15 protein-coding genes are annotated in these 14729 nt (G+C 38.3%); 8 read left to right on the top strand and 7 right to left on the bottom strand.

Going from position 1 to position 14729, the window contains the following annotated elements:
- Positions 1–32 precede the first annotated feature (32 nt).
- Positions 33–1190 (top strand): TIGR04053 family radical SAM/SPASM domain-containing protein, encoded by a 1158-nt coding sequence (locus FAR12_RS00300; RefSeq protein ID WP_126405242.1) that lies wholly within the window; start codon positions 33–35, stop codon positions 1188–1190.
- Between the two features lie 429 nt (positions 1191–1619).
- On the opposite strand, the gene FAR12_RS00295 is transcribed toward FAR12_RS00300, so the two are convergent.
- Positions 1620–3482, bottom strand: coding sequence for a transglycosylase domain-containing protein (locus FAR12_RS00295; RefSeq protein WP_170972031.1), 1863 nt, complete (start codon positions 3480–3482; stop codon positions 1620–1622).
- A 269-nt stretch (positions 3483–3751) separates the two neighbouring features.
- Between FAR12_RS00295 and kapD the strand changes: the two genes are divergently transcribed.
- Positions 3752–4375, top strand: coding sequence for a 3'-5' exonuclease KapD (gene kapD / locus FAR12_RS00290; RefSeq protein WP_126405240.1), 624 nt, complete (start codon positions 3752–3754; stop codon positions 4373–4375).
- Between the two features lie 41 nt (positions 4376–4416).
- Here the strand turns inward: kapD and kapB are convergent, their stop codons facing one another.
- Positions 4417–4797 carry a kinase-associated lipoprotein KapB gene (gene kapB, locus FAR12_RS00285; RefSeq protein WP_126405239.1) on the bottom strand — a complete coding sequence of 127 codons (381 nt, stop codon included), beginning with the start codon at positions 4795–4797 and terminating at the stop codon, positions 4417–4419.
- Between the two features lie 131 nt (positions 4798–4928).
- On the opposite strand from kapB, the gene FAR12_RS00280 reads away from it, so the two are divergent.
- The gene (locus FAR12_RS00280; RefSeq protein WP_126405238.1) at positions 4929–5129 is read left to right on the top strand and encodes a hypothetical protein; all 201 of its coding nucleotides are present in this window, start codon (positions 4929–4931) and stop codon (positions 5127–5129) included.
- Between the two features lie 166 nt (positions 5130–5295).
- Here the strand turns inward: FAR12_RS00280 and FAR12_RS00275 are convergent, their stop codons facing one another.
- Positions 5296–6465 carry a MalY/PatB family protein gene (locus FAR12_RS00275; RefSeq protein WP_126405237.1) on the bottom strand — a complete coding sequence of 390 codons (1170 nt, stop codon included), beginning with the start codon at positions 6463–6465 and terminating at the stop codon, positions 5296–5298.
- Between the two features lie 99 nt (positions 6466–6564).
- Between FAR12_RS00275 and FAR12_RS00270 the strand changes: the two genes are divergently transcribed.
- On the top strand, positions 6565–6825 hold the full coding sequence (locus FAR12_RS00270) for a DUF1871 family protein (RefSeq protein WP_126405236.1): 261 nt from the start codon (positions 6565–6567) through the stop codon (positions 6823–6825).
- A gap of 10 nt (positions 6826–6835) precedes the next feature.
- Here FAR12_RS00270 and FAR12_RS00265 read toward each other — a convergent pair whose 3' ends face one another.
- Positions 6836–7666, bottom strand: coding sequence for an alpha/beta fold hydrolase (locus FAR12_RS00265; protein ID WP_126405235.1), 831 nt, complete (start codon positions 7664–7666; stop codon positions 6836–6838).
- A gap of 113 nt (positions 7667–7779) precedes the next feature.
- On the opposite strand from FAR12_RS00265, the gene FAR12_RS00260 reads away from it, so the two are divergent.
- Together FAR12_RS00260 and FAR12_RS00255 are read left to right on the top strand one after the other, a co-directional pair.
- A complete protein-coding gene (locus FAR12_RS00260; protein WP_126405234.1) occupies positions 7780–8280 on the top strand; it encodes an Lrp/AsnC family transcriptional regulator in 501 nt (166 codons plus the stop codon).
- A 1-nt stretch (position 8281) separates the two neighbouring features.
- Entirely contained in the window at positions 8282–9445 is a 1164-nt protein-coding gene (locus tag FAR12_RS00255) for an aminotransferase (RefSeq protein ID WP_126405233.1), read from the top strand.
- Between the two features lie 206 nt (positions 9446–9651).
- Here the strand turns inward: FAR12_RS00255 and FAR12_RS00250 are convergent, their stop codons facing one another.
- On the bottom strand, positions 9652–9858 hold the full coding sequence (locus FAR12_RS00250) for a helix-turn-helix domain-containing protein (protein ID WP_126405232.1): 207 nt from the start codon (positions 9856–9858) through the stop codon (positions 9652–9654).
- A 92-nt stretch (positions 9859–9950) separates the two neighbouring features.
- The gene (locus tag FAR12_RS00245) at positions 9951–11294 is read right to left on the bottom strand and encodes a sodium-dependent transporter (RefSeq protein ID WP_126405231.1); all 1344 of its coding nucleotides are present in this window, start codon (positions 11292–11294) and stop codon (positions 9951–9953) included.
- 221 nt (positions 11295–11515) lie between these two features.
- Here FAR12_RS00245 and galU point away from each other — a divergent pair, with 221 nt between their 5' ends.
- Both galU and yugI read left to right on the top strand, forming a co-directional pair.
- Positions 11516–12394 carry a UTP--glucose-1-phosphate uridylyltransferase GalU gene (galU, locus tag FAR12_RS00240; RefSeq protein ID WP_126405230.1) on the top strand — a complete coding sequence of 293 codons (879 nt, stop codon included), beginning with the start codon at positions 11516–11518 and terminating at the stop codon, positions 12392–12394.
- 333 nt (positions 12395–12727) lie between these two features.
- The gene (yugI, locus tag FAR12_RS00235; protein ID WP_488154031.1) at positions 12728–13141 is read left to right on the top strand and encodes a S1 domain-containing post-transcriptional regulator GSP13; all 414 of its coding nucleotides are present in this window, start codon (positions 12728–12730) and stop codon (positions 13139–13141) included.
- Between the two features lie 76 nt (positions 13142–13217).
- On the opposite strand, the gene FAR12_RS00230 is transcribed toward yugI, so the two are convergent.
- Positions 13218–14600, bottom strand: coding sequence for a sigma-54 interaction domain-containing protein (locus FAR12_RS00230; protein WP_126405228.1), 1383 nt, complete (start codon positions 14598–14600; stop codon positions 13218–13220).
- Positions 14601–14729 lie beyond the last annotated feature (129 nt).

Genomic DNA, 14729 nt, shown 5'->3' with positions numbered 1-14729 from the left:
TAAAAAATATAATGTGAAACTAGGTGAGCAATATGCATGTTAAAGCACATCCACATGGAATGGGAAAAACAATTGATTATAATGAAAATCCTTTTATAGCTATATGGGAAGTAACGAGAGCCTGTCAGCTAAAATGCGTGCATTGTCGAGCAGACGCGCAAACAACACCTGATCCGAGAGAGCTCACACACGAGGAAGGAATTCAGCTCATTGATCAAATATACGAAATGAATAATCCGATGCTCGTCTTCACTGGTGGTGACTGTATGATGCGAGAGGACTTATTCGATTTAGCAGAATATGCGGTTAAAAAAGGCATGCGCGTGTCGATGACGCCAAGTGCTACCGCAAACGTAACGAAGGAAAAAATGGAAAGAGCGAAGAATGTTGGACTTTCAAGATGGGGATTCAGTCTTGATGGACCTACCCCAGAAATACATGACCATTTTAGAGGAACACCAGGTTCTTTTGATCTAACATTAGAAAAAATTAAGTACTTGAATGAATTAAATATGCCACTCCAAATCAATACGGTTATTTCTCGTTATAATTACGACCATCTTGAGCAAATGGCTGAGCTTGTGAAGGACCTAAAGGCAATTATGTGGTATATTTTTCTCCTTGTTCCGACTGGTCGAGGACAGGAAGATGCTTGTATTACCCCTGCTGAACATGAGAAGGTCTTTCGCTGGTTGTATGATTTAAGTAAAACAGCGCCATTTGATATTAAGACAACGGCTGCTCAGCATTATCGTCGAGTCGTTTTACAGCAAAAAGCAAGAGAGCACCGTATTGATGGTGATGAGATTCGCTATGAGGATACGATCACGACTGATCATGCTTCCATGATTGACGGACTTAAGCGAGCTCCAAAAGGAGTAAATGACGGAAATGGCTTCATTTTTATCTCCCATGTTGGCGACGTTCTCCCAAGTGGACTTCTTCCAATTAAGGTTGGAAACGTTAGAGAGAAGCCACTAAAAGAAATTTACCGTGAATCTCCAGTTTTGAAGGAGCTACGTAATCCAGATCTATACAAAGGGAAATGTGGAGTCTGTGAATATCGCTTTGTCTGTGGGGGATCACGTTCCCGGACCTATGCTGTAACAGGAGACTATTTAGAAAGTGAACCATATTGTGTTTATACCCCAATGGCGCTACGTGGGAAAAAGAACGCTGTGCAAGGATAATAAAAAAGCTTTCCCTTAGGATGATGTCCTTTAGGGGAAAGCTTTTGTTGATTTTATTGCTTGAGCTAAACGCAAACTTTGTGATTTGAATGACAAAATTTGGTTGAATCTGGCCGAAGTTGTCATTCAAATAGAGAATGAATGACAGAATCTAGTTAAATATCAATCAAGTTGTCAATGAAACACAAAATGAATGACAGAATCTAGTAGAATGATGCCCAATCTGTCAAACAACCAAAGAATGAATGACAGAATCTAGTTAAATATCAATCAAGTTGTCACTCAAATAGAGAATGAATGACAGAATCTAGTAAAATGATGCCTAATCTGTCAAATAACCAGAGAATGAATGACAAAATCTAGCCGAAAATCAATCAAGTTGTCAATCAAGCTTAATTCATTCACTAGCCAAGCTCATTTATACTACATTTATTTAATCCCCGAAACAATTTCCTTCCAAATAAGCTGGTGAGGAGCGGTTGATTCTACATATTTAATATTTGCGGGATTGTCTTTGCCGACCCATACGCCAGCTGTTACTTTATCGGTTAACCCAATAAACCAAAAATCATGGTAATCATTCGTAGTTCCTGTTTTTCCACCGATATAAGGACTTGGGAAATAAGCTTTTCTTCCTGTTCCGGAGGTTGTCACTTTATTTAATAGAGTCCTCATTTTATCAACGGTTGTACTGTTCCATACAACGGTCAGAGAGTCGTCCCACTTATAAAGTACCTTTCCACTTAAGTCGGTCACTTGCCGAATTGTTCGAGCAGGTTGGTAGTTGCCCCCATTCGCAAAAACGGTAAAGGCATTGGTCATTTCAAGAGAAGTCATACCGTAAGAAAATCCACCAATTGCTGCAGGTAATCGTTGATCTTCAGCAGTGACCTTTTTGAATTGGAATTTAGCCAAGTCATTAAAGGCGTTCTCGATTCCAGTTTTATTCAGAATCCGTACTGCAGGGGTGTTGTAGGACTTTATTAACGCTTGCTCAAGCGTAACCATTCCGTAAGTGCCTTCGCCATAATTTTTCGGGCAATATTCATTAAAGCATATATTATCAGCACTTATTTTTTCAGATAGAGTGGCGTTTGTCTGATTGATATAAGGTGCATAGACGAGCAATGGCTTAATCGCCGAGCCAGGCTGACGGTACCCTTGATAGGCGCGGTTAAAATCATATTTCTGATAATTTTTTCCACCAACAAGGGCGATGATTTCATGTGCTCCATGATCAATCACGGTTGCTGAACCCTCGATGTCTTCATATGGAAGATATCGCTTCACGGCTTGAACTGCTCTTTCCTGAACCGTCGGATTCAAAGCAGTTTCAATGACAATACCTGAAGCAATAATTTCGTTTACTCGAGTGTCCAAATTCTTTTCCAGTAACTCTTTTTGAGAAGCATCGGCTTCGGCCATTTGTGCAGTGAAGCCTTCTGATTGAGCAATTAAATCCTTTAATTCACTTTCAACATACGTAATATAATCTGGATATAGATCGATCCTCTTCTTCGGATTAAGTTGAATGCTTTCTCCTTTTAGAGCAATTGCTTCTTCGTTATTTAGGAAACCTTCCTTGGTGATTAAATCGATTAGTCGTTCCTGACGGGCTTTTGTTTGATCAAAATGCGTAATCGGATTGTAAAGGGTTGGATTATTCGGAATCGCTGCTAAAAAAGCTAGCTCTGCTTTCGTTAGTTGTTCAGTACTTTTTTGAAAATAAGTGTTGGCAGCTGCCTCAATCCCGTAAGCACCGCTATTAAAATAAATCGTATTTAAATAGAGTTCCAATATCTCTTCCTTGGAGTACATACGCTCCAGCTGATAAGCATAAAGGACCTCACTTAGTTTACGATTATAGGTCTGCTCATAAGATAAATAAAGATTACGTGCGAGCTGTTGGGTAATCGTACTCGCACCTTCTTCAATCCCGTTTGCTTGAATATTTACCGCTAGGGCTCGACCCATTGCGGCTATGTCAAAACCAGCATGCTCATAAAAATGCTTGTCTTCTGAAAGAATAAAAATCTCTTTTATGAATTCAGGTATTTTTTCAGAACTCACATAGATTCGGTTCATAGGTTTGTGAATTTCTGAAACAATTTTCCCGTTTTGATCCTTTATAAAGCTGGATTGGGAGAGGTTTGTTTCTTCAACCTGAATATTTTTATCGAGTACCTTATGAAAGCTTTGTACTCTACTAGTCTCTTCGGAAAGCTGAATGAGAAGTATAATAAATACAGGTAATAATAGTATGATAAAAAAGTAGCCAGTAAACACCCGCATTATTAGTCGTTCCTTCCTAGTATAATCTGTAAATTATTTGAACTTACCTCATTATAGAACAACTTGTGTCGAAAAAAGAGACTTGTATGAAAAATAATTTAACAATATTTTCAATTTCACGTGGTAATTTTAGAAAGAAGTTTTCACAGAAAAGTTAAAAAACAATTCTAAAAAATGATATAATGAATAAATCTAATAACCATTCAATATTTTCGGAATGGTTGATTGCCTATAGGAATAAATAATAAGTTAAGGAGGGAGGGGAATAAATGGTGGAGCACCAATATTTATTCATAGATTTTGAATTTACGATGCCTGAAAAAAGTGCCAAGTATCGTGGCTTTTTTCCTGAGATTATTGAAGTCGGGATTGTGGCAGTGCGCAATAATCAAATTTATGATACATTTTCTTCTTATGTCACGCCGGTATGTTATCCAATCCTGTCCGAACGCTGCAAATCCTTTTTGAATATTTCACAGGAACAAGTGGATACAGGGATGTCTTTTGCGGAGCTAGTGCAAAAGTTTGAGGATATTACCTCTGATTCGAAAAAGAATACAGTCGTAACTTGGGGGAACATGGATATGAAGGTTCTCCGCAACAATTGCCAAAAAGGTGGTTTTTCGTTTCCGATAAAGGGTCAAGAAATTGATTTGTCGATGGAGTACAAGCGTTTTTTTGGAGACCAAAATCAAACGGGCCTATGGAAGGCTGTCGAGGAATATGGAAAAGAAGGCGTTGGAAAGCATCATCGAGCATTAGACGACGCGCTCACGACCTATCATATTTTCAATCTAGTTGAAAAGGATAAAAAATACTTAAAGCAACACGAACCCACAACGATTGGGGATCGGGTCGATTTTTCCAAGTTGTTTAATAAAAATTTTGCCTAATAAGCCAAATCTATATCCTACGATTTGGCTTATTATTATACTTATTTGAAATAATCTTGCTCGAGGGTTTCGATATGTTTTAAGCTTTGCTGTGCCCAAGGGGAAGCATCCTCTTTTAATTCCTCTTTTAATTTCTCCACAGCCATTTTTAAGGATTCCTTATACTCGGGAACTTCACCTTCATAAGGTTTAACCATTTTTTTCGGCATATTTGCCTGTTCACGATGGGCTAGTGCCCTTCTTTCATGGAAAAAAGGAACGTCTACTTCCTTCCCACTATGTATGTCTCCTTGCATCGGATGTTTAGCCACGGCTAATACCCTCACCAAATAGTGTTCTTCCCGTATATTTGTGATTTCTCCGATATATTTTCCCGTTTTATAAAACGCGGTCACATAATCGCCGATATTCAATTCACTCATGTTCTCGCCCCTTTCTAATTGCTTTATCCTCATTATGACCCAATCTTAATGAAAAACAAAGTGCTTTGAATTCCGAGTTTGTGAGGATATAATGAACCAAGAGAATGGTTTGGACAGAAGGGGAGAAACCGATGCTATATTGGAGTGTACTTTCACTATTTTTATATTTTCCTGAGGATAAAACAGAATATATTCCTGCGGGAATCACGTCTGTTATCTTTTTGATTGCAGCGATTATCACAATGCGTTGGATCATCAAAAAATCGAAGCGTGACGAAGAAAAAACGAAAGAACTTGAGGAAAAAATGCTAAAGCAGCATCAAGACAAATAAGCTACCTAGTTCAAGAGCTAGGTAGCTTTTGCTTTGCTTGAAAGTGGAATTCCGGAATTTTGATAAGTAATTCCGGAAATTGAGACACTAATCCCGGAAAAAACTAATTTTATCCGGAACTTTCAAGATAATTCCGGAAAAACAGCGATTATTTCCGGAAATCCACTTAAGAGAATGCTCTTTTTAACCGCTCAAGCCCATCCATAAGCGTCTCGCGTGTACAAGCGAGATTCATGCGGACAAAGCCTTCACCGCCAGGACCGTATTTTGGACCAGGCTCAAGCCCGATCTTGCCTTTTTTAATCAGCTTTTCTTTCAGTTCTTCATCGGACAATCCAAGCTTACGGCAATCGATCCAAAGCAAATATGTACCATCAGGCTCCATAACGGTAAGTTCCGGCAATTCTTGTTTGATAAAATCGGTAGTAATGTCGATATTTTCTTTCACATAGGCAATGAGTTCCTCTAACCAAGCTTCACCATGACGGTAGGCTGCCTCCATTGCCGTAACACCAAAGATGTTCAAATGAAAGAACCCAAGCTTTCCTTGTGTCGTTTTAAAAGCTTTCCGAAGTTCGGCATTTGGAATAATGGCGGCAGAAGCTTGGAGACCTGCTAAATTAAATGTTTTACTTGGTGCAACAAAGGTAATGATATGATTTTGGTATTTTTCATCCAATGAAACAATCGGGACATGTCGATTTGGCTTGAACATTAAGTCTGAATGAATTTCATCGGAAACAACTAGACAATTATATTGCATACACAAATCAGCGATTTTTCTTAGTTCACCCTCATTCCAAGACCGTCCACTAGGATTATGTGGATTGCATAGAATGAAAAGCTTCACATCTTCTTTTAGCTTCTCTTCAAAATCTGCGAAATCAATTTCATAGCGATTTTCTTTTAAGATGAGTGGTGAATTCACAACAACACGATCGTTTTGTTCAATCGTATTAAAAAACGGTGTGTAGACTGGTGATTGAATCAACACTTTATCTCCAGGTTGCGTGAATGCATGGATGGCGACCCCGATCGAAGGAACAACACCAGGACTATATAAAATCCAAGAAGCTTGAATATCCCAATCATGGCGCTTTTTCACCCATGATTGAATGGCATCGGCTGCTGCTTCAGGTATGTATGTATAGCCAAAGATGCCGTGCTCTAGCCGTTCTCTAAGGGCTTCGCTTACCTCATGAGGAGGTTCAAAATCCATATCTGCTACCCACATCGGCAATACGTCGTCTGTGCCAAAAATAACGTTGTTGAGGCCCCATTTAACGGAAGCCGTATTTTGGCGATCGATCCTTTTATCAAAATCATAATTTCCCATTGTTGCACCCCATTCCTCGAAATATATTCCTAGCTATTTATATGATAGAATAATAAAACGAAAATTTAAATCAAATTGTCATAAAATTAGGTGATAAGAATGGAAATGTTAGAAACCAATTTAAGACTCGTGAAGGCTTTGAAAAAATGGGATCCTCTTGGATACGGTGAGGAGGCTTATGATCCAGAGGTTGCAGATTCTGCTGCAGCGGTTCATTATATTGAAGATGAAGATAAGCTAGCACGGAAAATTCAAGGGATTTATGAATTTTCCTTTGAGGAAGTCATTCCTTTAGAAAAATGTTTAAGCATCGCTCGTGAACTTTTGCTTATTAAAAACGAAGGATCATGTTCTATATGAATAGGGGCACTCAAGCCCCTTCAATAAACTCCTTAATATGTGAAAAAACCTCTTCTGGCCGCTCTTCGGGCACTAAATGACCAGTTTCCTGTAAGACAACAAGTTTGGCGTTCTTCAAATCCTTTTTCAAACGCTTCCCAATATGTAATGGCACAACTTTATCTTGTTCTCCCCAAATCAATAAACAAGGTGTCTCGATTTTCTGCAATACGTTCTCTGGTAAATCTCCTTCCCGATCTCGTAGCAACCGAGTTAACCCTTTGAAAATCTGCTCTTCTAAAAATGGTTTCATGTAGCCATGGAACATTTCTTCATCAATTAATTCCTGACGATAGACGACATTTTGAAGGTTTTTAAGTACACCTGATTTGGCTAGGTGTCGCTTTACAAACAAATGAAAAAAGGGCAGATGACTCAGTAAAATTAAAGATTGCTTGGACCGTTCTAAATAACCTGAACTACATAGAAGTATTGCTTTTTCCACGAGTTCCGGTTGCATATAGGCAATATTTAAAGAAATTTGACCGCCCATAGAATGTCCAATGAGAATAAATTGTTCGATCCCTAATTGTTGAGTAAGTGCTATCACTGATTTTGCCATATTTTCATATGAGTAAACGAATTGTGTTGATTTCCCGCTGTTTCCAAACGGAGGAAGGTCAACCGAAAGAACATTATACTCCTCCTGCAGTAAAGGGACCAAGCGACGAAAACTGAAGGTAGAGGAAAGGAAGCCATGAATTAATACGACCGTTCTTGAGGACGATTCATTTTTATAATACTCGTAATAAAGGTCATTGCCGTTGATTAATTTATGACCTTTGTAATGGGGATATTCCATGAACAATCCTCCTTATGAAAAATGTTTTTAAAAAAATAGGTAAAAATAAAATATTCAACTAAAGGATATTTTGCTATAATTTAAATATTTTATGAAGGATTAAGGTGGTCTTTATGAAGCTAACTGAAAAAGAGCTTGAAATTGTTGAAATATTAGAAAAAGATGCACGTACTTCAACAGAAGATATGGCGAAAATGTTAAATCTAAGTCTAGAAGAAACAGAAGTTTTAATCAAGAAACTTGAAGAAAGCAACGTCATTGTTCAATATTCAGCTATTGTTGATTGGTCAAAAATTGCTGGTCATGAAGGTGTAACGGCCATGATTGATGTAAAAGTAACTCCTAAACGTGGTGTTGGTTTTGACGAAATCGCTGAGCGAATTTATCGTTTTAAAGAAGTAAAGGCACTTTATTTAATGTCCGGTGCTTACGATCTATCGGTTGTTGTTGAAGGAAAATCGATGAATGAGGTCGCACACTTTGTGTCTGATAAGCTTTCTACATTAGACTCAGTTCTTTCCACAACAACTCATTTTATTCTGAAGAAATATAAGCACGATGGAACAATTTTTGAACAAAATGATGATGACCGAAGAATTGTGGTGTCTCCTTAATATGAAAAAAACGAGTTATTTATCAAAGACAGTAGAAGAATTAAAGCCATCTGGCATTAGACGTTTTTTCGACTTAGCTGCTGGTATGGAAGGAGTCATATCACTAGGGGTTGGAGAACCTGATTTTGTTACCTCCTGGTCGGTTCGAGAAGCAGCAATTTTATCATTAGAGCAAGGATATACTTCTTATACGGCTAATGCTGGTTTGCTGGAATTAAGAGAAGAAATTTCTGCTTATATGGGGCAGAGTTTCGGTGTATCTTATTCTCCTAAAAATGAAATCATTGTAACAGTAGGTGCGAGCCAAGCGTTGGATATTGCTTTACGTGCCATCGTTGATCCTGGTGATGAGGTAATTGTGATCGAGCCTAGCTTTGTTTCCTATGCACCGTTAGTAGTATTAGCAGGTGGTAAGGCTGTTACGGTAAATACAAAAAAGGAAAATGATTTTAAGGTTTCAAAGGAAGAGTTAGAACAAGCAATTACCGCTCGTACGAAGGCGATTATCCTTTGCTCACCAAACAATCCAACCGGAACAATGCTGGGCCGTGAGGATCTTATCGGAATTGCTGAAGTGGCGAAAAAGTATGATTTGCTGATTTTATCAGATGAAATCTACGCAGAGTTGTCTTACGATGAACAATTTGTCAGTCTTGCGGCCATTGATGGGATGAGAGAGCGAACGATTCTTATTTCTGGTTTTTCCAAAGGTTTTGCCATGACTGGATGGCGTCTAGGCTTTGTTTGTGCTCCTGAAGAAATCACGCAGGCAATGCTAAAGATTCATCAATATGCGATGATGTGTGCACCGACAATGGCTCAATTTGCAGCCGTAGAAGCGTTAAGAAACGGACGCGACGATGTGGAAGAAATGAGAAAGAGCTATCGACGCAGAAGAAATTATTTTGTACATAGCTTGAACGAATTGGGACTAGAATGTCACACGCCGGGTGGAGCATTTTACGTGTTTCCTTCTATTAAAAGTACTGGGTTAACCTCGCTTCAGTTTGCTGAACGATTATTACTAGAAGAAAAGGTTGCAGTTGTTCCGGGAGATGTGTTTGGAGAAAGTGGAGAGGGGCATATCCGTTGCTCCTATGCTTCCTCAATGGAACAGCTTCAGGAATCGATTAAAAGAATCAAGAGCTTTCTTGAAAGACTATAGTATATGTTTGGGGAGAACGTTGCCTTCATCGGGTGACGTTCTTTTGTTTTCTGAGAAGATAACAACTATAATGCCTGTCGTGAAAAAAACTAGAGTCATCGGTAATTATAAAATCGCGCTCCCCATCTTCACAGATGTAAAAGCAAAAACGAAACAAAGAAAAAGACAGCCACATTCGGCTGTCCTCTTGAGTAAGTCTTTAGGTCTCACAATGCTCTTGTATCCAAAAGTTCTGAAGCAGGAATATCAAGTACAGTTGAAATTTTAAGGATCGTTTCTTTCGTTGGAATCTGTTCCCCGGATTCGTAACTCTCAATTCTCGCAGCACCGACACGAATTTTTACTGCGAGGTCCTCTTGGGACATATTCACTCTTTCTCGATATAGCTTAATATTTTCGCCAATTGAAGCCATGGTCACACCTTCCTTTCCAGATCTATTCTATTTTCATTGTATCATGGAAGGTCTGACTCTAAACTTCGCTAACTTGAATATTTTGTTAACTCTTAAATTAACCCAATTGAATTCAAAAAGACTAGTAGAATCCCAATCGGAACAATGAAACGAATAGCGAAATACCATACGTCAAAAAGTATTCCTAATCCTTTTGTTCCCGATTCTAACTCCTCTTTTACCATTTTTCTTGGAATTCGGTAGCCGACAAACAAAGAAATAAATAACGCGCCAAGTGGTAAGCTGATGTTACTCACGAGAAAATCGGCGAAATCAAAAATACTTCGATTCATAATGGTGATGTCTGCTAAACTTCCGAAAGACAAGGCACTTGGAATTCCTACAACAAAGATGATAATTCCTGCTAACCATGATGCTTTATTTCTTTTACGAGAATCGTTTTTCACCAACACTGACACAACGATTTCCAAAATGGAAAAAGCGGAAGTTAAAGTGGCAAACAAGAGTAAGATTAAAAATATCGCAAAGAAGAAGCCACCAAAAACAATCTCATTAAAAACAGCTGGTAGCACGACAAACACTAAACCTGGTCCAGCAGTAGGCTCGAATCCGAGAGCGAAAACCGCTGGGAAAATCACAAGCCCTGCCAATAATGAAATCAATATGTTTAATCCGACTACAGAAAAAGCTGACTTAACAATATGTTCTTTTTTAGATAAATAAGATGCATATGTGACCATTACGGAAATACCGACGCTTAAAGCAAAGAAAGACTGGCCCAAAGCAAGCAACAACGTTTTAGCGGAAATATGGCCAAAATCAGGCTTGAGTAGGAATTCAATTCCTGTGGATGCTCCTGGTAATGTCATAGAGCGGATAGCTAGTACAATGAAAAGGATAAACAAAGCAGGCATCATATATCTATTTGCCTTCTCAATTCCTTTTTGTACACCACCTCGAACGACCCAAATAGTTAAAATCATAAAAATGAGTTGAGCAATGATTGCTTCGATCGGATTGCCAATCGTATTTTCAAATAAGGAACCATATTCTGCTTGAGATAATCCAGAAAACGCCCCTGTAAAGCTTCTCCATAAATAGGATAAAATCCATCCTCCGACAACACTGTAGAAGGATAATAAAATAATCGATGCTACTACTCCTAAATAACCAAGTAATTGCCAAGGCGAGCGTGGTGCAAGTTCACGATAGGCACTAATCGCATCCTTCTGTGTACGCCGTCCAATCACAAATTCAGCAATTAAGATGGGTGCCCCAATAAATATGGTCATCAAAATAAAAATAAGAAAGAAAATTGCTCCTCCGTTCGTTCCCGCAACATAAGGGAACTTCCAAATTGCACCGAGTCCAATCGCTGACCCCGCTGCGGCCAAAATAAAGCCTAATTTCGATGTCCACTGTTCCTGTGTATTCATGTATGTAAATCTCCTTCAATCAATTTGTATTTGTTCATGGTACTACGAAGTTCAAATAAAAATCAAAACAAAATTAACAACTTTTTAATTCAATCAAATAAAACATATACAAGCATTTAATATTCATTTAGTTAAATGAAGTTTAGAAGAAACAACTGGGCAATATCAAATTGATTGCTACATATAGATTAAATAAAGAGAACACGAGGGGTGGATGGGGAATGAAAAAGATAAGAAAAGCGATTATTCCTGCAGCGGGACTTGGTACAAGATTTTTACCAGTAACAAAAGCGATGCCAAAAGAAATGTTACCTATCGTCGATAAGCCGACCATCCAATATATTGTGGAAGAAGCGATTGCCTCAGGAATTGAAGACATCATCATTGTAACAGGTAAAGGCAAAAGAGCGATTGAAGATCATTTTGACAATGCGTTTGAGCTTGAAAACAATTTAATAGAGAAAAACAAATATGAGTTGCTTGAAAAGGTTCAGGCTCCATCAAAGGTAGACATTCATTATATTCGCCAAAAAGAACCGAAAGGATTAGGGCATGCAGTATGGTGCGCAAGAAAATTTGTCGATAATGAGCCATTTGCAGTCTTGCTTGGGGATGATATTGTGCAGTCTCAGAAACCGTGTTTGCGACAATTAATGGATGAATATGAGAAAACCTTAGCTTCCGTTATAGCTGTACAAAATGTACCTAGGGGAGAAACGGATCGTTATGGAATTGTTGACTACAAAAGTCAAAATGGTCGTCGTTATGAAATTAGGAACCTAATTGAAAAGCCTAAGCTTGGTACGGAACCGTCTAATTTAGCAATTATTGGTCGATACGTCTTTACTCCGGAAATTTTTACTTTTCTTGATAAACAAGAAATTGGCGCAGGTGGTGAAATCCAACTCACTGACGCTATTCAACAATTAAATCAGCAGCAAAGAGTGTATGCTTATCAATTTGAGGGTAAACGTTTTGACGTAGGGGAGAAATTAGGATTTATTCAAACGATGATTGAATTTGCACTCCAGCAGGATGATTTAAGAGAGGACCTACTCCAGTTTTTGATTGCTAAAGTATCCGTTGAAGAATGGACCTAAATATTTTTGCTGTGGAAAAAAGTTGAATTTTTATGAGCATTCCACCTTAGAAATAGGAGAACAGCCTATATATTTAATGACAGAATAAGGAAATTGATTAAGAATCAGCGCTTCTCTCTTTTGTCAAAACCTCCTACATGTGATATAATTTTTTATTGCGTATAAAGGGAAGCTTACCTTAGAGAAATTTATCTATTTGATACAAAATCGTTTGGGCGGAAAATGTGGTTCTGGCCCATGTTTACTAAGGTTTAGTTAAGCTCTAAAGGCAATCCTGCTTAAGAATGTATGGTTATCGCCTTATAGAGTAGGGAAAAGTATAAAAAATATATTATAACTAGGAGTGTTTACATGACTGAAAAGATCGAAGTAGGAAGTGTTGTTACTGGTAAAGTAACAGGTATCCAACCTTATGGTGCGTTTGTTGCAATTGATGAAAATACACAAGGACTTGTTCATATATCTGAAGTTACACATGGCTTCGTTAAAGACATTAATGAGCATTTAAAAGTAGGAGATGAAGTATCTGTTAAGGTGCTTTCTATCGATGAAGCAGCAGGTAAGATTGGATTATCTATCCGTGCTACTCAAGAAGCTCCTGCACAAACAGAAGCTCCAAAAGCAGCTAAAAAGCCTCGTAAGCGTCAAGCAGCAGCAGCAGTTGCTTATAAGCAAGAAGAAGCTCCACAAGGCTTCAACACACTTAAAGATAAGCTTCAAGAGTGGATTGAGCAATCTCAACGCTAATTATCGAGAAACCGGGCGAATATTGCCCGGTTTTTTAATTGGGCTCTTTTCGCAACCATTGCTGCTAAAACAGCGTTTATTTACCGCTAATCCCATATTTCCGTAAACGATACTGCAAGTTTTGCCGACTCATCCCAAGTGTCTGAGCGGTCTTCGTAATATTGCCATTTTGCTGTTGTAGCGTTCTTTTTAAATAAGAAATTTCTGCATCCTGTAAATAAAGATCAAGTGGTTTTTCTGCTTGTATCTGCTTATCCCCGTTGTTCATCTCAGCAGATCTGCTAAATTGTGGTTTATTCCGAATATGATTTGGAAGATGGGAAAAAGTAATAATTTCTTCTAGGTCAATCAGATTCATTGCCCCTTCAATCACATGCTCCAATTCGCGAACATTTCCCGGCCAATCATATTCAAGAAAGCTTTCCATTAAGCTTCTATCTATTCCAAACACCTTCATCCCAAATAGATGGTTATATTTTTCGATGAAAAATGGAACTAGTTCATCGATGTCGTCTTTTCTTTCCCGGAGAGGGGGAATAAATAATGACACGACACTGAGTCGATAAAATAAGTCTTTACGAAGCAAGCCGTTTGTAATCAAATCGATTGGATCTTGATTGACTGTGGCAACGATCCGTACATCCACAGGGCGATCCTTTGTATCGCCAACTCTTCGTACTGTTCTTTCCTGAATAACCCTTAATAGCTTTGCTTGTAGAGAAGGATCAAGAGAATTGATTTCATCTAATAGTAATGTCCCACCATCAGCCTGTTCAAACAATCCAGGACGTTCGATCGCTCCTGTAAAGGCACCTTTTTTTGTGCCAAAAAGAATTCCTTCCATTAATGTTTCTGGAATAGCTGCACAGTTTTGTGAAATAAACGGCTTAGTGGAACGACTGCTACCATTATGGATACTTTGCGCAAAGAGCTCTTTTCCAGTGCCTGTCTCGCCAATTATGAGGATGGAAGAGTTTGTTCGCATTGCTCTTTTACTAGCTTCGATAACTTCAGTGATAGCCGTACTAACACCAATAATACTCTCAAAGGTATATTTGGCGTCTCCTTTATGAAAAATAGTATCCTGAATCATTTTTTCTATTTTCGTCACATCACGGGCGATTTCCATAGATCCAATTAGAATGCCGTCCTTCTCGATTGGAAATGTATTGTTAATCGTCGTGATCTCCTGTTGCTTATTGTTAAAATATGATTGTCGGACATTCAATATTTCGGATCGTTGATTGAGGACAAGGAGGAGGGTGCTTTGCCCATTTTTATGAAAGGAAAAAATCTCACGGATATTCTTATGAAGGACATCCTCTATTTTCATCCCTTCGATCTCACTCATCTTTTTATTATAAAATATCGTATTGCCCTCAGAATCAATAACATGTACACCTGCATCAATCGAATCAAGGACTTTTCCAAATATCAACTCATTATTACCTTCGTTCATCGTTTCTTCCTCCTCTTCTACCTCTTTTCATCATATATAGTGCAAGAAAATTTTGCAATCAATCAATTGGAAAAGCAAAATATTTTTGCGTAATAATATGATAAAGATCGCGGTTAACCCCGTTTTTCA

Source organism: Bacillus yapensis, assembly GCF_005280205.1.
GTDB lineage: Bacteria > Bacillota > Bacilli > Bacillales > Cytobacillaceae > Robertmurraya > Robertmurraya yapensis.
The sequence above is the reverse complement of the archived record's forward strand: the minus strand, read 5'-3'. Positions and strand labels throughout refer to the sequence as shown.